Below are 23938 nucleotides of genomic sequence, written 5' to 3' on the forward strand. Positions count from 1 at the left end.
CCCTCACCGCCACGCGAACGAGTCGCTGACGATCCGCCACGGATCGACGTTGTCGGCGTTGACCGGGCCGGACAGCGTCAGGTCCACCTCATGGCCCTGCCGGTAGAAGGCGTACCGCTCGAACGCGTCCCGCACCACCTTGCCGGTGACCGGGTCCTTGGCCGAGTCGCCCTGGTAGGTGAGAAGGACGACGGGGCCCGCCTTACGGGTCACCTGCGACACCTTCGGCGAAGCGAACTTCGGCACCTGCTTGCGGAGTTGCGGCACCACCGAGTTCTTGACGGAGGTGACGGTCGGGGCGGTGGAGGCGCTGGCCGTAGCGATGGTGACGCTGTTCAGCTTGTCCGTGAAGACGGTCGCACCGCCCTTGCCGGTACGGGCCCAGCCCTCCGGCACCTTCACCGTGAACCCGGTGAAGCCGCCGGTGGGACGGTAGGCCACGAACACCTGGTTGTCGGGGATGTCCCCGGGCGGGTTCGACTCGGTGGGGGCCGGGTTCGCCCGCACCGGGGCCGTCGCACCGGAGCCGGAATGCGCCCCGGACGACGCTCCGGAGCACCCCGCGATCACCGCCGCGACCACCGTCACCGCGACGAGGCCGGCGGAGTTGCGTTTGTACGACATGCCACTGCCTTTCCGAGGAACTGCCGGGGCCTGCTCTCCTGCCACGTCACCGACGCTAGAGAGCCGTCGGTTAACGCCCCGCACGCCGACGGTTAGACGACGGCAAAAGCGCGTGGCGGACCGCTCACGGACCGGCCGGGGACCCGCAGGATGGGGGCATGAGACAGCGCGTGGTGCGAGTCGCCCTCACCGCCGCCCTGGTCGCCGTCGTCCTCCTCGCCGTCCCGCTGGCCCTGGCGATCAGGTCGTCCCTGTACGCCGACCAGCGCGACACCCTGGAGCGGGCGGCTCTGTCGGGGGCGGTACGCGTCAGCCCGGACTACGTGACCGGCGACCCCGTGGAACTGCCCGCGCCACCGCCCGACGGCCGTCTCGGTCTGTACGACCCCTCGCTGCGGCTGCGGGCCGGCACCGGCCCCCACACCGGCGACACGGCCGTGCGACGGGCGCTGGCCGCGGAGGTGGTACGCGGCCGGCCGGGCGGTGACCTGGTCGTCGCGGTACCCGTCTCACACGCCGAGCATGTGATCGGCGTCGTACGCGCCTCCTCGCCCGCAGCCGCCGTACGCGACCGTGTCCTGATCGCCTGGGCTGTCCTCGCCGGGGTCTGCGCCCTCGCGCTGACCGTCGCCGTCCTCGTCGCCCGCAGGCAGGCGCGGGTGCTGGCCGCGCCGCTGGAGGACCTCTCCCGGCACTGCCGGGCCGTCACCGCCGGCGACCTGAGCGCCCGGGCCGCGCCCAGCAGCGTCGCCGAGATCGACCAGGTCGCGCGCACCCACAACGAGATGCTGCACAGCCTGACCGAACTCCTGCGCCACGAGCGCGACTTCACCGCCAACGCCTCCCACCAGCTGCGCACCCCGCTCACCGGGCTGCAGCTCACCCTGGAGGCGGGGCTCGCCCAGGACGACGACGCCCGGCTGCGGCCCGCTCTGGAGGAAGCCCTGGCCACCACGCGCCGCCTGCACCGCACGGTGGAGGAGGTGCTGCGCCTGTCCCGCTTCCACGGCCTGCCGCGTCGGCCCGCCGCTGACACGCCCGTGTCACAGCTGCTGCGCGAGACCGAGGAGCGCTGGCACGGACTGTTCGCCCGCGACGGCAGACGCCTGGAGGCAGGGCCCCTTGATACGGGGGACGACGTTCGCGTCCTCGGCGCCCCGGTCACCGAGATCCTCGGCGTCCTGCTGGAGAACGCGCGCGTCCACGGGCGCGGCACCGTGCGCCTCACGGCCCGCGATCTCGGGGAGGCCGTCGCCTTTGATGTGACCGACGAGGGCACGGTGGACGGCGAGGTGTCCCGGCTGTTCGACCGCGGCCGCACCGCCGCGGGGGAGGGCTCCGGCATCGGCCTGTCCCTCGCCCGCGATCTGGCCGTGTCCCTGGGCGGCAGACTCTGCCTGACCGGCCGCCGTCCAGCCGCCTTCACCCTGCTCGTCCCCGTACGCCGCGAGGAGCCCGGCTCCGAGGGCGGCAGCTGAGGAGGGTTCAGGTGCCTGGTGTGGGAGCCGGTCGCAGCCGGGTGACGATCCGGTTCGCGGCGGTCTTCTGCAGCAGCCCGTAGGCGAGGACCGGCAGCAGCAGGTGCGGTTTGTCGGGCAGGGACGCGGTGATCAGCACCGCGCTCGCGCTGCTGTTGTTCATGCCGCAGGCGAGCGTCAGCGACGAGGCGGTAGCCGCCTCCAGCCGCAGGAGGTGGGCGGCGACCCGGCCGAGGACGAAGGAGAGCAGGCAGACCAGGGCGGCCACGGCCAGAGCAGCGGCGAACAGCAGCGGGCGGGGCCGGGTGAGGACGGAGCCGAGGGCGCCGCTGGCGTTTACGTAGGTCAGGACCAGCGAACCGGCCATGGCCGACGGCGCCACTGTCGTGACCAGGCGGCCCAGCCGTCGCGCGGGCAGGACGAGTGCGCCCAGCAGGCCCGCCGCGCAGGGAAGGACCACGGCGGTGAGGGCGAATCCGCCCTGGGCCAGTCGGCCGGTCGCGGCGAGGGTGTGCGCGTAACCGCCGCTGAGCAGCGGCGACAGCGTCGCCAGCAGCACGGGGGTGGTCAGCGGGCTGAGCAGGGTGGAGGCCAGGACGAGACCCACCATCGTCGGCTGATCTCCCGCGCCCTTGTCGGTCCACACGGTCGCCCCGGCGGCGACGGGCATCGCCACGACGAGGATCATCGCGGTGAGCACTCCGCTGCCGCCGTCGGTGTCCGGGGTGCGCCGCAAGAGGAAGGCGACGAACGGCACGACCGCCAGCGGGATCACGAGGTGCAGCGCGAGGCCGGCGAGCAGGGCCTTCGGATGTCGCAGCAGGGTACCCAGCGCGCGGACGGGGACCTGGAGCCCGGCCGAGAACAGCACCAGGGACAGCAGGAGCGGTGCGGTGTGCAGCGTCAGGTGCGACGGCGGCAGGGGATGGGGGCGGCGCAGCCACAGGCCGGGGGCGGGCAGGATCAGGGCGAGGGCGTAGGACAGGACGACGGCGCGGCCGAGCCGGTGCCGCAGCCAGGACGCGGCGCTGATGTGCATGGCCCCATCGTGATCAGGCCGGACCCGGCGGGCCGGGAAAGCCGCGCGGCAGTCAGGATGCGTTCAGGTAACCGCCGGCACGGCACGGGGACGGGCGCTGCGAGGAATCTGGTCAGCTCGTGAGCATCCCGCGGCCGAGCCAGTCCTTGGTGTCGCGGACTCCGGGCAGGGCGAAGAAGTAGCCGCCGCCGGTGGGTGAGATGTAGTCGACGAGGGGTTCGTCGATCAGCCGGGTCTGGGTGGTCTCGAACTGGCGCTTGACGTCCTGCTGGTAGCAGCAGAAGACCAGGCCCATGTCGAGGTTGCCGACATCGTCGATTCCGCGGTCGTAGTTGTAGCCGCGGCGCAGGATGCGGGAGTCGTCCGTGGCGGCGGTGCGTGGGTTGGCGAGGCGGATGTGGGCGTCGAGGGGGATCGCGTTGCCCTGCGGATCCTTGGCGTAGTTGGGGACATCGGTCTCCTTGACGCCGTCGAGCGGGGCGCCGGTGTCCTTGCGGCGGCCGAACATCTTCTCCTGCTCGGTGAGGGAGACCCGGTCCCAGAACTCGACGAGCATGCGGATGATCCGTATGACCTGGTAGCTGCCGCCCCTGGCCCATGCGGGCTCGTCGGTGCCGCCCCCGACCCATATGAGGCGGTCGCTTTCCCGGGACGAGGCGACGTCGGGGTTGGCGATGCCGTCCTTGAAGCCGAGCAGGTTGCGCTGGGCGCCGCTGGGGCGGGGCGTGTTCTGGAAGCCGTCGATGCGCCACTTGATCTGCATGGCCCCGCGGGTGTGCCGGGCGATGTCGCGCAACGCGTGCAGGACGGTGTCCTGACGGTTGGCGCAGATCTGCAGGGACAGGTCACCGTGGCACTCGGCGGCCTTGAGGTTGTCGTTGGGGAAGGTCCGCATGGGCGTCAGGCGGCGGGGCTTGGCCGTGGCGAGACCGTAGCGGTCGTCGAAGAGGGACGCGCCGACGCCGACGGTGATGGTGAGACCGTCGGCGGGGACGGTCGGGCCGAGGATGCCGTTGTCGGAGGGCGGGGCGCCGACGCCGAGATCGGCGGGGACGCCGCCGGAGGTCAGGAAGCGGGCCCGGATGGTGAGCGTCTTGAACAACTCCACCAACTGCGCGCGGTCTTCGGCGATGACGGTGAAGGAGACGAAGGTGGCAGCCGCCGGCGCCGGGGTGACGATGCCGGCCTGGTGCAGGCCGTGGAAGGGCACTTCGGCGGCGTTCTCCGTCCGCGCGGCCGCCTGTGCGGTGCCACCGCCGCTCTCGGCGAGCGCAAACCCGCCGCCGGCCACAACCGCGCCGGCTGCTCCGGCGCCGAGGGCCGTCTTCACGAAGGAGCGTCGGCCGGCGCCGGCCGGGCAGCCACCCTGCGGGGCGGGGGTTTCGGCGGACGGCATGGGGGCGTTCCCTTCGGTGCGTGCGAGGTCGTCGATACGGTGGTGCGCGGTGGTCATCAGGCGGACTTCCGGATCTCCAGCAGGTCCGGGACGGGGGAGAGGTCCTCCAGCAGCTGGCCGGTGACCCCGTTGACGCGGGCGCGGGCGGTGGCGCCGAGCTGCCCGACGGGGGTCCAGTGACTGCCGTGGTGGGCGGAGTCCAGGAGCTTCTGCAGCCGTGCGACGTCCGCGTCGACGGTCGGCAGCAGGTGCGGAGCGCGGCTGGTGAGCAGCGGCCTGAGGACGGTGAGCAGCTCGCGGGTGCCGGCGAGGTTGGCGTCGGCGGTGGCGAGGTTGGTGCCGCTGCCCTCGTCCGTGTCGCCGGTCAGCTCGAACTGCAGTGTGTTCTCGAGGACCTCGTGGGCGCGCAGCGGCAGGTCGGACGGGTCGAAGTCCTGGTGCGGGAAGGCGTTGCGCAGGCCGGCGGCGTCGGCGGCCAGTCGCTGGGCCGGCGCGGTGAGCGAGGTGGCGGGCTCGCCGTGCCACAGGCCGTACTCGATGCGGTGAAAGCCGGTGGAATCCTTGTCGTGCACGCCGTCCGGCAGTCCGTCGGCCCTTCCGTCGATCTTCTGGTCGAAGTCCTCGAAGGTGCCGTAGGCGGCGCCGAGGGCGGCATAGGTGCGGTGCGCGGTGAGCCAGTCGGTGCGGGCCTTGCCGAGGTGGTCGTGACTGATGTCGTCGGCCAGTCTGCGGGTCTGGGCCACGAGAGCGGCCAGGCCCTCGTCGACGTACGTCCGGTACTGCGCGAGCGGGCCGGAGAGGTCGTGTTCCGACACCGGGACGACCGCCTTCGGGGCCCCGCCACCGGTGACGCGGAGGGCCTTGGAGGTGACCGCGGTGCCGCCGCTGGGTACGCACCGCCAGGCGTATGCGCCCTGGGCGACAGTGGCGACCAGGGCGCGGGTGGTGCCGGGGGCCAGGCCCTCGATCTCACCGTAGACAGCGTTCGTGGCCGGGTCGATGAGGTACACCTCGGCAGGCTTGTCGCCGGTGTTGTGCATCTGGAAGGTCTGCCGGCCGGGGCTGGGCGCGGTGAAACCCTCGCCGCAGTCCTTCTCCGAGACGGCGACGGTCTGGGCGGCGGCGGGCTTGGGGCGGCCGAAGGCCACGGCGAGGCCCGCGAGGAGCGCGGGGACGGTGACGACAGCGACGGGAACCACCCACGCAGGGCGGCCTCGCGCGGGCGTCGGGGCGTCCGGGGCCGGTGCCGCCCTGCCGGAGGCCGGCTTCGGCGCCGTGGCGCGCAGGCCACGCACGAACAGCGTCATGACCACGGCGAGATAGCCGCCGTAACCGAAGACCTGCAGCCAGGTCATGACCGGCGTCAGGTTGAACACGCCCTGCACCAGGGTGCTGTACCAGGAGCCGGCGTCGACACTGCCGCTCAGGTCGACGGCGTAGGCCGCCTTGCCGGGCAGCACTCCGCCCTCTTGCAGATCGCGCAGCCCATAACCGAGAACGCCGGCCGCAATCACGATCAGGACCGCGCCGGTGGCGGTGAAGAACTTCGTCAGGTTGATTCTCAGGACCCGCCGGTAAAGGCCCCAGCACAGGGCGGCCGACAGGATCAGCCCGATAGCGGCGCCGGTCAGAGGGCCGGAGGACTCGCCGGCTGCCTGGGCCGTGGTCCACAGGAACAGCGCGGTCTCCAGACCTTCCCGGCCCACGGCGAGGAAGGAGGTGAGGATCAGCACACCCGAACCCATGGCCAGGGCTCCGGTGACCTTCTCCTTGATCTCACCGGACAGGCTGCGGGCCGAGCGGCGCATCCAGAACACCATGGCGGTGACGAACGCGACCGCGATCACGCTGAGGGTGCCGCCGAAGGCTTCCTGCGCGGTCGCCGACAGGGAGGCTGCTGTGAAGGTGAGGACCGCGCCGAAACTCATGGCGAGCGTGATCGCTGCGAGTACGCCTGTCCACACTTGCGGCAGCCGGGAGCGGGCATCCGCCCGCACAAGGGTCGCGACGAGGATGGAGACGACGAGTCCCGCTTCGAGCCCCTCCCGCAGCCCGATCAGGAAACTCGGAAACGCGTCATCCCACATGCGACCCTCCCCGGGCGGCCTCCGTACGAGCAGCGCCCATTAGCGTAGGCAACCCTAACTAAGACTGGACCATCATGACTACAGGCTTGTAGTCAAAAGGTCAGGGAGCGGTAATGCGGGGGCAAAATCCGGGGGCTGTTCCACTGTGGTCTGCAGGACGACGTCGCCTTCGCCCAGCCCGGAGCCACCGACCGGGAGACATTCACTCCACGGGCGCGGGGTGCTCGTTCCCGATGCGGGCCGTGCAGGGGGACGCGCGGAGGGCGTGCCCGCTTCGGCTTGAGGCCGCATCGCATCGGACCGGGGCACCAGCTGTGTGGTGTGCCATGCAGGGGACCGCCGCGGGGCCTGCGTTCCTCACCGCGCCGACGTCTTGCCCGGCTTGCGATCACCCGGGGAACGCCTTGGATGGAGGCAGGCGGCATCTGCACGCAAAACCCCCGCTGACAGGCGTGCAACGCGTCGCAGGGGGCCTTGCGCTTCCCGCCACCGCGAGGAGGGACGGACCATGCGCCGGAGCATCGTCCGCACCGAGCAGATCGCCGTTGCATGCGACCTCGTCAACGGTTGGACCGTGGTCGAGGTCGACGGCGAGCTGGACATCCACACCCACGCCTTGATACGCCAGGCAGTCATCCGGCTTCTCGATGAGGGACACCGCAACTTCGTCCTCGACCTGTGCTTCGTGCCCTTCCTGGACTCGATGTTCCTGGGCACCGTCGTGGCGCTTACCAAACGCATCCGGAAATGCGAGGGCTCGCTGCGGATCACGTGCCCCTCGGCCCGGACGCGCACCGTCTTCCAGCACGGCGGCCTGGCCGACGCCTACGAGTTCTACGACTCGCCGCAGGAGGCCACCAGCCTGGCACCAGCCCTCGACGGCCTGGCGCACTGGCCAGGCTCGGCACGCTGATTGCCCGGGCTTGCCCGGCGGACCATTGCCTGCGACAGGTGAGCCCGGGCAGTGATCCACCGGACGAGCTCCGTATGGTTCGAAGCGGGCCGGCCCGCACGTGAGGCCGTCAACAGCGGACAGCTTCCCCGACCGTCAGGCGGGTGACCAGGGCAGATGGTGAACTGGGACGGGAGTATCTAGGGTCAGCGCGTGGCTTTCATCATGGTGTGCGAAGACGACGCGGCGGTCCGCGGCGTCCTCAAGCGCGCCCTGGAGCACGACGGGCACACCGTCTCCGTCGCCGCTACGGCCGACAGCCTGCTGCGGCAGCTCGAACCGGCGCCCCACCTGGTCGTCCTGGATCTCGGGCTCCCGGATGCCGACGGCCGAGACGTCTGCCTGGCCCTGCGGGCTCGCGGCGTCGACGCGCCGGTGTTGATGCTCACCGCCCTCGACGGCCTGCATCACAAGGTGGGTGGCTTCGAGGCCGGCGCCGACGACTACATGACCAAACCCTTCGACATCCCGGAACTGCTGGTCCGCGTCCGGGCGCTGCTGCGCCGGGCCACCGTGGCACCCACCCCGCGCGAGGTCGTCCTCGATCCGGCGAAGCACGTGGTGACCTACGATTCGGTGAGCATGAGCCTGACCCCGACCGAGTTCCGGCTGCTGGGTCGTTTGATCGCCTCGCAGGGCGACGCGGTACGCCGCCACGCCCTCGTCGCTGCCGGCTGGCCGCACGGGGCGCAGGTCAGCGACAACACCCTCGACTCCTATGTGCGCCGGCTGCGGGCGAAGCTTGGTTCGCTGGGTGTGGCCGAGCGTCTGGCGACCGTCCGCGGCGTGGGCTACCGATGGCAGTGACGGGATTCCGTAAGCGGGTCGTCGCACTCACGGTGCTGATCGCCACCGCCGTGGTGGCGATCCTGGTCGTGGTCTCACACGTACTGCTGAGCCGGGTGACGGACGCCGACGCGCACGACCTGGCACATACGCGCGCCGAGGCCGTGGCGGCGAACGTCACCGCCAGAGGCGGCCGTGTCGTACTCACGGAAAACGGCAGCGAGGCGCTCGACGAGGTCGCCTGGGTGTACGCCGACAGCCGCCTGATCGACGGAAACGTCCCACCGAGCCTGGTCGATCGCGTCGAGGAGCTCGCGGACTCGGGGCGCTCGCAGACCGCGTCGGTCGGCGATTACCTCCTGTACGCGCGGGAAGTCCCGATGGACGGCCACCACGTCACGGTGATCGCCCGGGTGGACCTCACGCCCTACGAGACGTCCGAGCAGCGCAGCCTGACCTTGTCCCTGATACTGGGCGGCCTCACGATCCTCCTCGCCGGCGGGGTCGCACACCTCGTGGTGCGCCGCGCGCTGCGGGTCGTGCACGAGATGGCCGCCCTCGCCGACGACTGGGGCCGGCACGAACCCGGGCGCCGCTTCAACCTCGGCGTCCCCCGCGATGAGTTCGGGGAGCTGGGGCGGACCCTGGACCACCTCCTGGAGCGCGTCGACAACGCGCTGGCGGACGAGCGCCGGCTCACCGACGAGATCGCCCACGAGCTGCGGACACCGCTCACGGTGCTGCGGGCCGAGGCGCAGCTGGCGCAGCTGTCGGGCGAGCCGGTGCCGACGGAGGCGGTGCTGAGCGAGGTCGACCGCCTCGATACGGCGATCACGACGCTTCTGCGCGCCGCCCGCGCGCTGACGGAGAAGGGGACGCGGTGCGACCTGCGCTCCGCCGCACAGCAGGCAATCGCCGGCCGCGCGGTCGAGGTCGCCTTCCCCGCGAAGGTCGAGGTCGCCGTGTCGCCTGAGGTCGCCGTGTCGCTGCTGTCGCCCCTGCTGGACAACGGTCTGCGGCATGCGCGGTCGCGTGTGTGGATCACCGCACGCAACCAGGGCGAGGCCATCGTGGTCGATGTCCTGGACGACGGCCCTGGATTCGATCCCGCGGAGGTCGACCGGGTCTTCGAAGTAGGGGTGACCGGTGGCGGCGGGTACGGGCTGGGGCTGCCGGTGGTCCGGCGCATCGCCGCCTCGGCCGGTGTGGAGGTCCGCGCGATCGCGGACGGCCGCGGTCACGTCGAGGTGACACTCCCGGCCGCCCGTGCAGCCGCGTAGTCAGGTTATGTGCAGGTTCCCCGCGTCAACCTCCCCGCATGACAGCGACAACGGAAGCGCGCACGCGCAGTGGGCGTCTCATGCTCAACAAGGTTCCCGAGGTCACCATCTGGTTCTGGGTGATCAAAATCCTCTGCACGACCGTGGGTGAGAGCTTCGCCGACTGGATCAACATGAAGCTGGGCGTCGGCCTGGTGAACACTGCCTGGATCTTCACCGCGGTGTTCGTGGTGGTCCTGGCCGTCCAGCTGAGGCTGAAGCGGTACGTCCCGTTCCCCTACTGGCTGACCGTGGTCGTTGTCAGCGTCACGGGCACCCTGTACACCGACATCCTGACCGACCAGCTCAACGTGCCACTGTGGATCAGCTCCGCGGTCTTCTCGGTGCTGCTCGCGGCGGTCTTCGGTGTCTGGTGGGCGCGGGAGCGCACACTGTCGATCCACTCGGTCACCACGCTTCCGCGGGAGTCGTTCTACTGGCTCGCCGTTCTCGTCACCTTCGCGCTCGGCACCGCGACCGGCGACTGGACACTTGAGCTCACCGGCTGGAGCCCGGGAGCCTCGGTCCTGCTGCCGCTCGGCCTCATCGCGGCGATCACGGCGCTGTGGAAGTTCGGCGCCAACCCGGTGCTGTCCTTCTGGCTCGCCTATATCCTGACGCGCCCGCTGGGCGCGAACATCGGCGACTGGCTCGCCTCCCCGAAGGTCGCCCAGCCCGGCGAGCCGACCGGTCTCGACCTGGGCACGTTCACCACCAGCCTGATCTTCCTCGGCCTGATCCTGGCCACGGTGATCTACCTGACGGTGACGCGCTCGGACGTGACCGAGACCCACGAGGCGACCCACGCCGCACACACCACCGGCGGCCCCCGCAAGGAGCGCGTCGCGCTGGCCGGCTTCGGACTGCTCGCCGTCGCCACCGCGGGCCTGCTCGTGTGGGCCCACAGCCAGCCGCACGTCGGCCCGGCGCCGGAGGAAGACAACACCTCCGCCGTCCAGATGGCCCCCGGCCAGGCGGTGAAGAAGTTCCCGCCCGCCGAGGTCGCCGCGCTGAAGACCCTCGCCTCCACCTCGCTCAAGGACGCACGCTCGGGGAACGAGACCGGGGCCCACGCGGCCGCCCAGAAGCTGCGTGACCTGTGGGACGCCGACCAGGCGTCCCTGCAGCCGCTGGACCAGACCGGCTGGACCTCCATCGACGCCCAGATGGACAAGATGCTCAAGACGTTCGGCATCGACCACTCGAACCCGCCGATGTCGCCTGCGCAGCAGGAGAAGGAACTGAATGCCCTCCTGACGGACATGGGCTGACAGACCGCACAGCGCCCGGCCGGGCAGGCTCAGAGTGCCGAGGCAGCGCAGAGAACCGCGCTTCCTCGGCACACGCCAGGGAGCCTCGGAGGCAGGAAGTGAAGGCCGACGGGCCCGACTCGGGGAACGCCACGCCGGCAGCTGCTCGACGGGGGAGGACCCGAGACGCCCTCGGCAGTGAGGAGTCCTTCGCCGGGCTGCGCGAGGCCCGCCCCGTGGGCGGTGTCTCGTGCCGTTCGTGCCATGGTCGACGGACGACAGCTCGTAAAGCGGGCGGCAAGGCTGTCCGTCAATGCCGGTCGTGAGTAGACGAAGAAGCAACACAGGGCAGCTCGCCCTGGCCATGTTGAGCACCGGTTCGGGCGAAGCTTTTCGGCTGTGGTCGGGTCATGCCGTTGTACCGGGACCGATGGGACGGTTGCGCGGTGCCGTTCCGGGCGGGGGTCTGACTCATGAGATATATGACCCAAGTGTCCAGTCACAGGCGTGTCGACTGTCGTTGCGGGACGGCACCTGCAAGTACCGAGCCACAGGGGCGTGTCCCAATAGGGGCCTTGCTGAGTTTCAGGCGCCATCACGGTTCACACCGCCCGAGCGGGTCGGTGCCGTCCACCCAGCACGTCACCCGCGGGAAGGCGAACCACCATGACGACCAGAGAGCGCAGCACCTCCTCGAGCACGGATCCGCCCGTTCGGCGCGAGGTCGTTCTGGGCGTGGACACGCACGGCGAGGTGCATGTCGCCGCCGTGGTCTCCCCGCTCGGGAAGATCTCGGGCACGGAGTCCTTTCCGGCGACGGCGGCTGGCTACCGGCAGCTGCTCGTGTGGGCCCGTAAGCGGGGGACGGTGCGCCGGGCCGGTGTGGAGGGCACCGGCACCTTCGGCGCGGGCCTGTCCCGCTACCTGCTGGCCCAGCAGATCCAGGTGTTCGAAGTGAACCGGCCCGACCGCTCGGCACGCCGCCTGCTCGGGAAGTCGGACCCGCTCGACGCGCAGGCTGCCGCGCGAGCCGTGCTCAGCGGTCGCGCCCGGGCCCGGGCCAAGTCCGGTGACGGTCCGGTGCAAAGTGCCCGGTTGTTCAAGCTCGCCAAGGACTCCGCGGTCAAGGCCCGCACCCAGGCGATCAACCAGCTCAAGGCCGTCCTGGTCATCGCCGACCCCGCCCTGCGGGAACGGTTGTCGACCTTGGGCAATGCCGAGCTGTTCCGCACCTGCGCGACCCTCAGCCCACCCGACAGTGAGGGAGACGAGGACGCGGTGACCCAGGCCACCCACCTGACGTTGCGCATGCTCGCCGAGCGCATCGAACAACTCACCAGGCAGATCAATGAGCTGAACCAACGCCTGACCGAGCTCGTCGAACGCCACGCCCCACAGCTACTCGAACCGGTGGGCATCGGCCCGAACAGCGCCGTCACGCTCCTGATCACCATGGGAGACAACCCCGAGCGGCTGAACTCCGAGGCATCCTTTGCTGCCCTTTGCGGAGTCAGCCCCATCGAGTACTCCTCCGGCCGCCGGAGCACGCGCCGGCTCAACCATGGCGGCGACCGCCAAGCGAACGCCGCCCTGCACCGCATCGTCTTCACCCGGCTGCGTCACGACCCGCGCACCCAGGCGTACTACGAACGCCGCACCCAGGAAGGCAAGACCCGACGCGAGATCATCCGATGCCTCAAGCGATATGCCGCCCGCGAGGTGTTCAACCTGGTCAGACCGGTCTCCCTTGCCCCCGCGTTATAGGGGCGTCTGTGAGAGCGCCTGCCGGTTCCAGCCGATCGCCCGGTACCGGTCGTTCACGCCCGCCATGGAGACGTTGCGGACGGCTGCTCGGTACCGGGATCGGCGACAACGGGTGGATCACCATCCTCTGGTACTTGGGTCTTGCGGCGCTGGGCCACCGCTGGTCGAAGGCGGTGTTCGACCGCGGTGACCGCGCGAACTGCCGGGAACGTCGGCCGGACAGGGCGGGGCAGCCACGGGATCAGTGCGAGTCGGCGGGGACGGGCGAGAGTCGGTAGGCGCCCTCATGCGTGACGACACGGCCGGCGGTGGGCGGCGCGAAGTGGGTGCCCAGGAGGAGGGTGTCCGTGCCGGCGAGCGAAGCGAGCAGGGTGCGGCGCGACGTCTCGGACCGCTCGGGCTCGATGTCGACGCAGGCCCCGATCTCGGGGTGAGCAAGCTGGACGGGGTGGTGGACGCAGTCGCCGGTGATCACAGCCGTCTCTCCTCGGCTGGTCAGCTCAACGGCTATGTGGCCGGGGGTGTGCCCGGGGGTGGGGATCAGGCGCAGCCCCGGGACGGCCTCGACGCCCTCGGCAGGGACATCGACGAGGTCGAGCAGCCCGGCCTCCTCCACCGGAATCACGGAGTCACGGAACATCTGCCGGCGCGCCTCCTCCATGTCGTACCCGCTCCAGAACTCCCGCTCGACACGCGAGGTGACGTAGCGGGCGTTGCGGAAGGTGGGAACCCACTCTCCGTTCACCTGGTGAGTGTTCCAGCCGACGTGGTCGGCGTGCAGGTGGGTGAGGATCACCAGGTCGATGCGGTCCGGAGGGAATCCGGCGGCGCCGAGGCGCTGGAGGTAACCGGTGTTCAGCCTGTGCCAGGCGGGGTTGGCCCGCTCCTTGTCGTTGCCGATGCCGGTGTCCACCAGGACACGCACCCCGTCGACAGTGAACGCGAAGCTGTGGCTGTCGATGTTCAGGAAGCCCTCGTCGTCTGCGAAGTGGGGGCGCAGCCACCCCTGTTGGTCGACGACATCCGGGGTGGCACCGGGCAGCAGCCACGGTCCGGTGGCGGGCGGCAGGAGGATCTCGTCGATGCGGTGGACGGTGACGTCGCCCACGGTCCAGGAGGGCGTGGCGGTCGGGTCGATGGCCGGTGGAGTGGTCATGATGGGCCGTTTCCTGGTCTCTCGTTACGGAAGATCGTTACGGAAGATCGCTGTGCGCGCCGTGGGCTGCTCCGCGTCCCGACCTGGCGAGTGCCGCCAGGGCCGCGACGGCGAGCAGGGCGGCGGCGGTGGTGTAGGCGTGGGCGGTGGTATCCAGCCCGAAGTGCTGGGTGGCGGCTCCAGCGGCGATGGCGGGCAGGCTCATGGACAGGTAGCTGAGGACGTAGTAGGCGGCCAGGGTCGCGGCGCGGTCCTGCTCGCCGAGCGAGGTGAGCGTCATGCGCAGTGCCCCTTGGGAGACGGCCCCGAAGGCGACTCCGGCGAGGACCGCGCCGCCCTGGACAGCGGGCAGGCCGGCGCCGTGCAGACCCAGCAGGCTCAGGACCGCGGACGGGATGAGGGCCAGGCACCCGCTGATGGCGGCGGCGCGCGGCGCCACGCACCGCACTGTCCACACCGTGATCGTGGCCGCGGCGGTGAGCACGAAGAAGACCACGCCACCGGCTGCCTGAGAGGCACCTGGGGCCGCGAGGTGCACGAGTGCCGGTCCGAGGGAGGAGTAGAAGCCTCCCAGAGCCCAGACGGCGACTACAGCGGTGCCGACCCCCAGCAGAGCGCTGCGCGCCGACGGAGGTACGGCGAGGTGAGGGCGCAGCGACCGCAGGACGCCGGCGTGCAAGCGGGCCGTTCCCGCGGTGAACGTGACCGCGATCGCCTGGGCGGCGAAGAGGACCGCCAGCAGGACGTACACGGTGACCGTGGGCGCGGGGGCGAAGCGGACGAGGAGGGTGGAGGCCAGGACGCCGATGGCCATGCCCGCCACCGGGGCGATGCTGTTGGCCAGGGCGGACCGGCCCGGACGCAGGGGGTCCTGAAGGTCGAGGAGGGCCGCTCCAGCAGCGCTGGTGGCCGCGCCGGTGGCCGCGCCCTGCAGGATTCGGGCGGTGACCAGCGCTCCGGCGCCGTCCGCCGACGCCAGCAACACCATGGATGCGGCCTCCAGCAGCAGGGCGCCCACAAGGACGGGGCGCCGCCCGAGGTGGTCGGAGAGCCCACCGGTGGTGAGCAGGGCCAGCAGCAGGGTCAGGGAGTAGGCGGCGAAGATCACGGTGACGGTGAGCGCGGACAGCTGCCAGTGGTCCTGGTAGTGGGGGTAGAGGGGGGTCGGCGCACTGGAGGCCGCCAGGAGGGCGGCCAGGATCGAGGCGTGCAGGGCGAAGGGAGCCGCGCGGTGGGCGGTACGGCTCCCGGCGCCCGGGTGGCTGGATGGCGCAGGTATGCATGGTGTGACGGCGGGCACGGGACTCCTTGGCGCAAACGCAATAGATTTGCTTTAAGGCACCGTAGCCCCTAAGGTCTACTAACGCAAATGTTTAGCCTTAGAGGGAGAGCGTCATGTCCTCAGTCGAACTCACCCCGATGGAAGCGGCCCGCTGGGCCGCCCGCGTCGGCCTCCCGCTGCCTGCCGACCGCCACGCCGTGGTCGCGGCCACCGCCCGCCACATCCAGTCCGTCGTCGCGGTCCTGCGCGAGCTGGACTTCGCGGACACACCGCCTGCACCCGCCTATCGCGCCGAACAGGAGATCCACGATGCAGCCGTATGAACTGTCCCTGAGCGCAGCAGCCGACGCCATCCGGGCTCGGCAGTTGTCCCCCGTCGAACTGGCCGACTCGGTCCTGGAGCGCATCGAGGAGGTGGATCCGCACCTTCAGGCGTACGTCACCGTCACCGCCGAGCATGCCCGCCGTGCGGCACGCGAAGCCGAAGGCGACATCGCGGCCGGCCGGTACCGTGGCCCGCTGCACGGCATCCCCATGGCTCTCAAGGATGTGATCGACGTCGCCGGTACGGCGACGTCAGCCGGCTCCCGCGTCAGAGCGAACCACCGTGCGCAGGCCGACAGCGCCATCGCCGCCCGCCTGGCCGCGGCCGGCGCGGTTCTGGTCGGCAAGGCCCACACCCACGAGTTCGCCTATGGGCTGACCACACCGCAGACCCACAACGCCTGGAACACCGGTCGGATCGCAGGCGGTTCCAGTGGCGGGTCCGCCGTCGCCGTCGCTGCGGGCGCCGCGACGTTCGCCCTGGGCACCGACACCGGCGGATCGATCCGTGTGCCCGCCGCGCTCAACGGGGTCGTCGGTCTCAAGCCGACGTACGGGCTCGTCCCCCGCCACGGCGTTACGCCGCTGTCCTGGTCGTTGGACCACGTAGGCCCGATCACCCGCACCGTAAAGGACGCGGCCCTGGTCCTGACCGCCCTGGCCGGACACGACCCGCGCGACCCCGCGTCCCTGGCCACCCCCGCCGTGGACTACCGGCCGGGCGGGGGCACGGACCTGACGGGGCTGCGGATAGGTGTGCCACGCACCTACTACTTCGACCACGTCGACGCGGAGGTGGAGGCCGCCACACGACGTGCGATCGGCCGGCTTCAGTCACTCGGCGCACGGCTCGTCGAGGTCGGCATTCCCATGACCCGCTACATCCGGGCGACCCAGTGGGGCCTCATGGTGCCCGAGGCAACCGCCTACCACGAGAACACGCTTCGTACGGTCCCCGAGCTGTACCAGGCCGACGTCCGCATCCTCCTCGAGGCCGGCGAACTGATGCCCGCCGGGGACTACCTGCGCGCCCAGCGCGCCCGCACCCTCATGCGGCAGGAATGGGCACGCCTGCTGGAGGAGGTCGACCTGATCGTCGCTCCCACCGTCCCTGCGACCGCGGTCGAGGCCGGCCAGGAGAGCATCACTTGGGCCGACGGCACGGTCGAGGGCGTCTCCGACGCCTACGTACGCCTCTCGTCGCCTGCCAACATCACCGGGATGCCGTCCCTGTCCGTCCCGGTCGGCCACGACGCGGCGGGCCTGCCGATCGGCATGCAGTTGCTGGGGCGACCGCTCGAGGAAAGCGTGCTCCTGCGCGTCGGCCACGCCTACGAGCAGACCCGGCCCGCCCGCGAGCTCGCGCGCACGACGTGAACGAGTGCTCGGGCCCGGCCTCACCACTCGGCCGGGCCGAAGCGACATTCGTCACCGACCGCCGGCCGGGGGCCGCAGAGGAAGACCTTCCCATGGAGAGTATGACTCGATAGACGCAATGATTTTGCTTTAAAGTGGGGTTCCATGAGCAGGCAGATGGTGCGCCCTGGGGGGCGCAGCGCCCGGGTTCAGGCGTCGGTCCATGCCGCCGTTCGTGAACTCATGTCTGAAGTGGGCCGGGACGCCCTGACGGTACCGCTGGTCGCCCAGCATGCCGGCGTGACGCCGTCGACGATCTACCGCCGCTGGGGGAACCTGCAGGAGCTGCTCTCGGACGTAGCCGTCGAGCGTCTGCGGCCCGACACCGCGCCTGAGGCACACGGAACCCTGGCGTCCGACCTGACGGCCTGGGCCGAGCAGTTCCTCGACGAGATGGCCTCTCCCGCCGGCCGCGCCTACACCCGTGACGCGCTCCTCGGCGACCCGGACGGCAGCAACGCCGACCAGTGCTCGGCCTACGCCGCCGACCAGATCAACCTCATCCTCGGCCGAGCAGCCGAACGCGGTGAGAAGACGCCCGGCGTCGAGACGGTCATCGACCGCGTCGTCGCACCCCTGATGTACCGCATCCTCTTCCGTCCGGACCGACTCGACGCCGCGTACGCGCGCCGACTCGTCGCAGAGGTCCTCCAGCCAGACCGGCCCATGACCAGGTGACCGCGCTGACGTGCCCCTCCGGCAATGGTTCGATGCCCGGGCCGCGAAGGCCGACACGAGACCCTTGACCGGCCACATCACCACAGCTCTCGAACGGCTCGCACTCCTGCCGAACCCCGGCTTGCCGACGGTTTCCCCGACGCTGCCACAGCAGCTCAACACCCGGAGCAGTGGAATCCAGCGCCACCCCGAGACGACACTCGGGTCCTCGGCATGCGCGACCTCAGCCCACGGCACGAAAACGGTCCGCCGACTCTGTCGGCGGACCGTCACGAAACGTCGAGGTCAAGGACCGCCCGGTCATCCAGCCGCTTCTCCCCCGTTCCGACCGAGGCACAGGGGACGGACGAACTCCCACTCGGAGTACGACAGTTCATGGCGACAGATCCCCCCACCATGATCCACTAACCGACGCCGCGCAGACCGCGACCCCCCGCCTCCGGCAGCAGCGGATCCGCCGGCTGCCATCCGTGCCCGGCGAGAGAGCTTCATGGCGCACTGATCTTCGGCCTCGACGAACACGTGCTGCCCCCAATGCGCACTGAGACGATGCGCTACATCGACCAGTCGGCGGCGTTCCTCCGGCGAGTACGCGGGGAACCGGACCCAGCCTCGTTCGGCGATGATGTTGCCGAGATCGCTGAACAACACCGCCCGAGCGCGCTGCTCTTCCTCCTCCGTCAGCGGCGTGGCTCCGCCTTCCGCGGGCTGCACCCGGACGCTGTACAGGTCTCGGATCACTGGCTTCTCACAAGTCGTCAGGGTTGTGTCCGGAGAGACTATCGGCCCGGGCAGTGGCCACAGCAGCTGGAATGTCCAAGCCTTCCCCTGCGGCCTCCATCTGTCCCCATCTCACTGCTCAAGGGCGACTGCCTCTCCGTCGGGCACGCAGAAAATCTGTGGTGGCTGGAGTAGACATTCGATGACGGTGTGGCTATGGTTTCTTTTGTAGCTCAGAGAGACAGTAGGGTCCGGCAGACACGAACTGCCGGGCAGCAGTATGTAGTTGCAGTTCGATGGACGGTGCGGTGGTGGAGTTCCGGAGCCAGGTTTGCAGGACGGTGACGGGACTGACGACTGGACCGGGTGGCCCGCAGTGATCAGGGGCTGCCGTGAGCAGTACCGCAGTGCAGTCAGTGAGTGATACCTCGGTGAAGGCGTCGGCTGCGGACGCGCGCACTGGGAGGTTCGGCAGCGAGGTTCCATGCCAGAGCAGACGCAGGACGGGCGACGGGGCTGGCTGCTGAAGAGTGGCGCTGTGACAGGCCACGGAGCAGGTCGCATCACCAGCAGTACGCAGTGGAGCAGTACCAGCGTTTGAGGGAATGAACGGAGGAATTGGACGCCATCAGGATCGCCCGGGCGGACGTCCTGAGCTCGGGTACCGCAGGACATCGATAGTGAGGTGGTCTCCGGTCGAGCAACCGCGATCCCAGCATGCCCGGCAGCATCTCGGCCGGGTGTGCGGTTACAGAAGGCCGGCGCAGTAACAGGGCCGGCAGATGGTGTAGCAGTTCCTTCGGGCCCTGGCGCCGTACGGCGCCAGGGCCCTCCACGCGTTCCAGAGAGGTCCGATGACAGCAGACGACTCCTACAGCCGTCTCGACGACGACGACTACCCCGCCTACACCATGGGCCGGGCCGCCGACATGCTCGGCACCACGCAGGGCTTCCTGCGGGCCCTCGGCGACCACCGCCTGATCACCCCGCTGCGATCCGCGGGCGGACACCGCCGCTACTCCCGCTACCAGCTGCGCATCGCCGCCCGCGCCCGGGAGCTCGTCGACCAGGGAACCCCGATCGAGGCTGCGTGCCGCATCATCGTCCTCGAGGACCAGCTCGAGGAAGCCCAGCGCATCAACGCCGAATACCGCCGCAAGGCAGCAGCCCTGCACGCAGCCGCCACCTGACACGCGGTCCGCGAAGCCTCGCCCCACCCCACACTTCTCCCTTCAAGAACATGAGCGCATGATCGCCGAAGACAGCGAGACGCCGTCCCACGGACGGGAGCCCCAGCCCGGCCCGGGCAACCCGCCCCACACCTCGCGTGTCCCGGTGATGGATGCGCCTCCCGCCGCAACTGGCCGGCTGACCGCGGCTAACGGCCTGGAGGGCCGGGTGGAGCGGGCTGCGGCCGCGCTGAAACCGAGGATGCGCGGCTGGCTGCACGCCGGCGTCTTCCCTCTGGCTCTGGCCGGGGGAATCATCCTGATCGCCGTTTCACGGTCGGGTGCGGCGGTGGCGGCCTGCGCGGTGTACGCGGTGTCGGCCTGTCTGCTGTTCGGTACCAGCGCGGTCTACCACCGCGGAACATGGGGCCTGCGCGGGGAAGCGGTGCTGCGGCGGCTGGACCACGCGAACATCTTCCTGATCATTGCCGGCACGTACACCCCGTTGGCGGTACTGCTGCTGCCCGAAGGCCAGCAGAGAGTGCTGCTGACGGTGGTGTGGGCGGGCGCACTGGCCGGGATCGCCTTCCGCATCCTGTGGATCGGGGCGCCCCGCTGGCTGTACACGCCGTGTTACATCGCGCTGGGCTGGGTGGCCGTCTTCAACCTGCCCGACTTCGCGCACGCCGGCGGCAGCGCGGTCGTCGTGCTCGTCATCGCCGGCGGTCTGCTCTACACCGCGGGCGCCGTCGTCTACGGACTCAAGCGCCCCGACCCCTCACCGGCCTGGTTCGGCTTCCACGAGGTCTTCCACGCCCTGACCATCGCTGCCTTCGCCGCGCACTACACCGCCATCCTCCTCGCAGCCACATGACGGCTTCAGCGGGCAGGAGCCGCGTCCGGTAGTGCAATGTGACCTGTCCGGGTACCCCTGAGCGTCATCGAGCAATGGAGGAGCCGCTGTGACCGCAGGAAGGCCGGACGGCAAACAGACCACTCGTCTTCCCCGGGGCGGAAGCGGCCGGGGCACGGCGATGACTTTGGCGGGCACGTTGGAGGCGGCGGAGGCCGCGGCGCCCGTGGAGTCGCTCGACGTGGTCGCGCGCTTGCTCCGGGAGCGCCTCGGAGCGGTGTCGGTGTCGTTCCTGATCACCGACTTCACCGGCAGTTCGGTCGTGCGGCTGGGGGCGGCGGGCAGCGTTGACACCGACGAACCCGCCCGGCGCATCACGCTGCGGGGCACCCTGTACGACGATGTGATCCGCACCCAGCGACCGCGCTGCAGGACGACGGCAAGGGCAGTCTGGTGCGGGTCGTGGCCCCGGTGACCAACCGCGGGGACGCCATCGGGCTCCTCGAACTCTTCCTGCCGACGGCGCCCGACGCGAAGACGATGCGCGAGATCGGCGAGACCGCGCACGCGCTGGCGTACATCGTCATCGCCAACCGGTCCTTCACCGACGTGTACCAGTGGGGACGCCGGACCAAGCCCCTGAACCTGGCCGCGGAGATCCAGCATCGGCTGCTCCCGGCCTCGCTTGCATGCGAGGCGGCGCAGTTCGCGGTAGCCGGGGCCCTGGAGCCGGCCGATCACGTCGGAGGTGACACCTTCGACTACGCGATCGACCGGGACACCGTCCAGCTCTCCGTCACCGACGCCATGGGGCACGATGTCCAGGCCGCGCTGCTGGCTACTCTCGCGGTGGGCGCCCTGCGCCGGGCCCGGCGGGCCGGTGCCGATCTCGCCGAACAGGCCCGCCAGGCCGACCAGGCCATGCGCGAGCACGGCCACAAGGGCTACGTCACCGGCCAGCTCCTGCGCATCAGCCTGATCGACGGCAGGACCGAGTTCGTCAACGCCGGACACCCCTGGCCGCTGCGGATGCGGGACGGCCAGGTGCGGGAGATCACTCCGATGGTCGACATGCCGTTCGGTTTCGACGCCCCTCATACCTACCGGGTCCAGTCGCTGGACCTGCGTCCGGGCGACCGGCTGGTGATGCTGACCGACGGCGTGCTGGAGCACGACGCAGACAGCCTCGACCTGTCCGACCTGATCGTGCGCACACGCCCGCTGCATCCCCGCGAGGCCGCCCGCACCCTCATCGCGGCGATCGTCGACGCCAACGACGGCCATCTGCAGGACGACGCGACCGTCATGTGCCTGGACTGGCACGGCACCCACCACTTCCAGCGGGACGCCGCCACCGGCGCCGACCTCACCGACGCCTCACAAGCGTCAGGAACGGAACCGACCACTCCAGGCCGATGACCCCTGGGCGTGTGGTCGCGACCCGGCCGGGCAGAGAGGCCGTTATTGCGGAACGTCGCTGTCAGAAGGTCGGGATATCGGCGGGTGGGATGCCAGCGGGCTAGTGGCGCCACCGGCCGGAGCTCTGGACGCCGCGGTGACGTCGACGCCGATCTCCACCATCAGCCTGACGGTCCACGTGTCCCGGCTGTTCCACCCGGCGCAGAACGACCAGCCTCTCCTGGATGCCCGCGCCCGGCCGGGGCGAGCAGCCCGGCGACTGTACAACTCACTGACCACCAACACCGCATCTCGTGGCCGACGCTCACCGGCCCAACGAGGCCTGGGCGCACATCGCCCCGGCCCGGCGACGATAGACGCCCAGCGAGCTGAAAACGCCGAGGCGGTTCCGCGATACAGCGGAGACCTGGATCTGCCAGCGGCAGAACACGGGCCCGACCGGGCTCGACGATCAATACGCTCCAGGCTCATGACGACAGGTACAACGCGGACGATCGAATACGCGGCCGACGGCCTGACGATGATCGGGCACCTCGCGCTCCCGGCCGGTGTCGACCGCCGGCCCGCGGTCCTGGTCGGACCCGAGGGAATGGGGCTCAGCGACGTCGAGCGCCGCCGGGCCGATGCGCTCGCCGAACTGGGATACGTGGCGCTGGTCTTCGACCTCCACGGCGGACGCTACTTGGGCGACCCCGAGGAGATGCTGGCCCGTTGCATGCCGCTGCTCGCCGACCCCGACCGGATGCGAGGCATCGGCCACGCGGCACTCGACGTGCTCCGCGCCGAGCCGCGCACCGACCCGGGCCGGATCGCCGCCATCGGCTACGGCACCGGGGGCGCAATGGAACTCGGGCGCGACGGTGTCGACCTGCGCGCGATCGCGACAGTCAACGGACTGACCACGGGCCGACCGGGCGAGACGGCGCGCATTCACTGCCCGGTGTGGGCCGGGGTCGGGTCGGAAGACCCGATCATGCCGCCCGCCCAACGGGACGCATTCACCGACGAGATGCAGGCTGCGGGCGCCGACTGGCGCCTCGTGGTCTACGGCGGCGCCCTGCACGCCTTCCATCACCCACCGGTCGACCACATCGTGCTTCCCGGGGTCGGTCATCACCCTCAGCACGCGCAGCGAGCTTGGCGGGACATCATCGACCTGCTCGCCGAGTGCCTGCCCATAACGGAGTCGGATGCCGGCACTTCGTCCTGATGGCTTCGCAGTCCGCCAGATCATCTGCGCAGCCACCCGCGGAACATCGACCTGTCCACTCAGCGGACATCGATGACGGCTTTGCCCGGCACGCGGCGACCTGCCAGTTCAGCGGCTGCCTGCGCTACCTGCGTCCAGTCGGTGCGCAGGGCCACTTGCGGGTCCAGTTCGCCGCGGGCGGTGAGTGCGGCGAGCCAGGTGAGGTCGGCACCCAGCCCTGCGGAATCATCCAGCAGGTAGAAGGTGGCGATCTGGCGGTTGTGGCGGCGGCCGTGGCCGAAGAGAGCTCCGTAGGGGAACTGCTCCCCGTCGCCGGAGATGTGGCCTGCGGAGACCAGCACGCCGTTCTCGGTCAGGGCGCCGTGTGCGGCGACCATGTGGGCGCCGCCGACCAGTTCGACCACTCCGTGTACCGGTTCCAGGTGCTCAAGCGTGGCCAGGTCGGTGACGATTTCGTGGGCGCCGAGTGCGCGCAGTGCGTCGCCCTTCGCGGGGTCGCTGGTCACCGCGGTGACGTGTGCGCCGCCTCGGGCCGCGAGTTGCAGAGTGAAGCGACCCACGCCGCCGCCCGCCCCGGTCACCAGCACGCGCCGTCCGAGGATCGGGCCGATACGGTGCAGAGCGCGCAGCGCCGTGCCCGCCGCGACCGGCAGCGCACTGATCGGGCCGAGGTCGGTCCCCTCGGGCACGGTACCGATCACATGCGTGTCCACCGCGCGCAGTTCGGCCCAGGCTCCGTCTGCCCCCACCGTGACGACGGGGGTGCCGACCGCGGGGCCGGAGCCGTCAGTGGCCGGCTGGACCACCACACCCGCGGCGTCCCAGCCGGGCACCGTGCCGACGTCACCCTCGGGGATCACATGGTGGACCTCGCCGGCGTTGAGGGAGAACGAGTGGACCCGGATCAGGGCCTGGTGGGCGGCGGGTTCGGGGTCGGCGACCGTGGTGAGCGCAAGGTGTCCGGGCGCTGTGTGATCAATCGTCAGGGCCTTCATGACGAGAGATGGTGCCACTGA

General features: G+C 70.5%; 19 protein-coding genes and 1 pseudogene. 13 read left to right on the forward strand and 7 right to left on the reverse strand.

Annotated features, from left to right (window positions below; all coding sequences use genetic code 11):
• Positions 1 to 3: 3 nt before the first annotated feature.
• Positions 4 to 624, reverse strand: a complete 621-nt coding sequence (locus E4U91_RS28060; RefSeq protein WP_137309408.1) for a hypothetical protein — start codon at positions 622 to 624, stop codon at positions 4 to 6.
• 158 nt (positions 625 to 782) lie between these two features.
• On the opposite strand from E4U91_RS28060, the gene E4U91_RS28065 reads away from it, so the two are divergent.
• A complete protein-coding gene (locus E4U91_RS28065; protein ID WP_137309409.1) occupies positions 783 to 2102 on the forward strand; it encodes a sensor histidine kinase in 1320 nt (439 codons plus the stop codon).
• 7 nt (positions 2103 to 2109) lie between these two features.
• On the opposite strand, the gene E4U91_RS28070 is transcribed toward E4U91_RS28065, so the two are convergent.
• The 3 genes from E4U91_RS28070 to efeU form a co-directional block, all read right to left on the reverse strand.
• A complete protein-coding gene (locus E4U91_RS28070) occupies positions 2110 to 3141 on the reverse strand; it encodes a bile acid:sodium symporter family protein (protein ID WP_137309410.1) in 1032 nt (343 codons plus the stop codon).
• A 112-nt stretch (positions 3142 to 3253) separates the two neighbouring features.
• Positions 3254 to 4537 (reverse strand): iron uptake transporter deferrochelatase/peroxidase subunit, encoded by a 1284-nt coding sequence (efeB, locus tag E4U91_RS28075; RefSeq protein WP_137309411.1) that lies wholly within the window; start codon positions 4535 to 4537, stop codon positions 3254 to 3256.
• Between the two features lie 56 nt (positions 4538 to 4593).
• Positions 4594 to 6624: an iron uptake transporter permease EfeU gene (efeU, locus tag E4U91_RS28080; protein WP_137309412.1), complete on the reverse strand. Its 2031-nt coding sequence runs from the start codon at positions 6622 to 6624 to the stop codon at positions 4594 to 4596.
• A 508-nt stretch (positions 6625 to 7132) separates the two neighbouring features.
• On the opposite strand from efeU, the gene E4U91_RS28085 reads away from it, so the two are divergent.
• The 5 genes from E4U91_RS28085 (at position 7133) to E4U91_RS28105 (ending at position 12695) form a co-directional block, all read left to right on the forward strand.
• Entirely contained in the window at positions 7133 to 7537 is a 405-nt protein-coding gene (locus E4U91_RS28085; RefSeq protein ID WP_137309413.1) for an STAS domain-containing protein, read from the forward strand.
• A gap of 192 nt (positions 7538 to 7729) precedes the next feature.
• Entirely contained in the window at positions 7730 to 8383 is a 654-nt protein-coding gene (locus tag E4U91_RS28090; RefSeq protein ID WP_137309414.1) for a response regulator transcription factor, read from the forward strand.
• Positions 8374 to 9642, forward strand: a complete 1269-nt coding sequence (locus E4U91_RS28095) for a sensor histidine kinase (RefSeq protein WP_137309415.1) — start codon at positions 8374 to 8376, stop codon at positions 9640 to 9642. The genes E4U91_RS28090 and E4U91_RS28095 overlap by 10 nt, the downstream gene beginning before the upstream one ends.
• Before the next feature lie 38 nt (positions 9643 to 9680).
• Complete coding sequence (locus tag E4U91_RS28100) at positions 9681 to 10952, forward strand: COG4705 family protein (protein ID WP_137309416.1); 1272 nt, start codon at positions 9681 to 9683, stop codon at positions 10950 to 10952.
• 645 nt (positions 10953 to 11597) lie between these two features.
• Entirely contained in the window at positions 11598 to 12695 is a 1098-nt protein-coding gene (locus tag E4U91_RS28105; protein ID WP_067229911.1) for an IS110 family RNA-guided transposase, read from the forward strand.
• A 241-nt stretch (positions 12696 to 12936) separates the two neighbouring features.
• On the opposite strand, the gene E4U91_RS28110 is transcribed toward E4U91_RS28105, so the two are convergent.
• Both E4U91_RS28110 and E4U91_RS28115 read right to left on the reverse strand, forming a co-directional pair.
• Positions 12937 to 13851 carry an MBL fold metallo-hydrolase gene (locus tag E4U91_RS28110; RefSeq protein ID WP_137309417.1) on the reverse strand — a complete coding sequence of 305 codons (915 nt, stop codon included), beginning with the start codon at positions 13849 to 13851 and terminating at the stop codon, positions 12937 to 12939.
• A 37-nt stretch (positions 13852 to 13888) separates the two neighbouring features.
• Entirely contained in the window at positions 13889 to 15151 is a 1263-nt protein-coding gene (locus tag E4U91_RS28115; protein ID WP_241678702.1) for an MFS transporter, read from the reverse strand.
• Between the two features lie 95 nt (positions 15152 to 15246).
• Here E4U91_RS28115 and E4U91_RS28120 point away from each other — a divergent pair, with 95 nt between their 5' ends.
• From E4U91_RS28120 to E4U91_RS28155, 7 genes and pseudogenes are all read left to right on the forward strand, one after another.
• Positions 15247 to 15456 carry a hypothetical protein gene (locus E4U91_RS28120; protein ID WP_137309419.1) on the forward strand — a complete coding sequence of 70 codons (210 nt, stop codon included), beginning with the start codon at positions 15247 to 15249 and terminating at the stop codon, positions 15454 to 15456.
• Complete coding sequence (locus E4U91_RS28125) at positions 15443 to 16834, forward strand: amidase (RefSeq protein ID WP_137309420.1); 1392 nt, start codon at positions 15443 to 15445, stop codon at positions 16832 to 16834. Before E4U91_RS28120 ends, E4U91_RS28125 begins: the two co-directional genes overlap by 14 nt.
• Before the next feature lie 144 nt (positions 16835 to 16978).
• Positions 16979 to 17551, forward strand: coding sequence for a TetR/AcrR family transcriptional regulator (locus tag E4U91_RS28130; RefSeq protein WP_137309421.1), 573 nt, complete (start codon positions 16979 to 16981; stop codon positions 17549 to 17551).
• Positions 17552 to 19125: 1574 nt separating this feature from the next.
• Positions 19126 to 19461 (forward strand): MerR family transcriptional regulator, encoded by a 336-nt coding sequence (locus tag E4U91_RS28140; protein ID WP_137309422.1) that lies wholly within the window; start codon positions 19126 to 19128, stop codon positions 19459 to 19461.
• A gap of 58 nt (positions 19462 to 19519) precedes the next feature.
• Positions 19520 to 20314 (forward strand): PAQR family membrane homeostasis protein TrhA, encoded by a 795-nt coding sequence (trhA, locus tag E4U91_RS28145; RefSeq protein ID WP_241678703.1) that lies wholly within the window; start codon positions 19520 to 19522, stop codon positions 20312 to 20314.
• Positions 20315 to 20474: 160 nt separating this feature from the next.
• A pseudogene (locus tag E4U91_RS28150) lies at positions 20475 to 21712 on the forward strand (PP2C family protein-serine/threonine phosphatase).
• A gap of 469 nt (positions 21713 to 22181) precedes the next feature.
• Positions 22182 to 22922: a dienelactone hydrolase family protein gene (locus tag E4U91_RS28155; protein ID WP_137309423.1), complete on the forward strand. Its 741-nt coding sequence runs from the start codon at positions 22182 to 22184 to the stop codon at positions 22920 to 22922.
• Between the two features lie 59 nt (positions 22923 to 22981).
• Here E4U91_RS28155 and E4U91_RS28160 read toward each other — a convergent pair whose 3' ends face one another.
• A complete protein-coding gene (locus E4U91_RS28160; protein WP_137311033.1) occupies positions 22982 to 23917 on the reverse strand; it encodes a zinc-binding dehydrogenase in 936 nt (311 codons plus the stop codon).
• Positions 23918 to 23938: the final 21 nt, after the last annotated feature.

The sequence above is a fragment of the Streptomyces lasalocidi genome (assembly GCF_005280215.1).
In the GTDB taxonomy this organism is placed as follows: Bacteria; Actinomycetota; Actinomycetes; order Streptomycetales; family Streptomycetaceae; genus Streptomyces; species Streptomyces longwoodensis.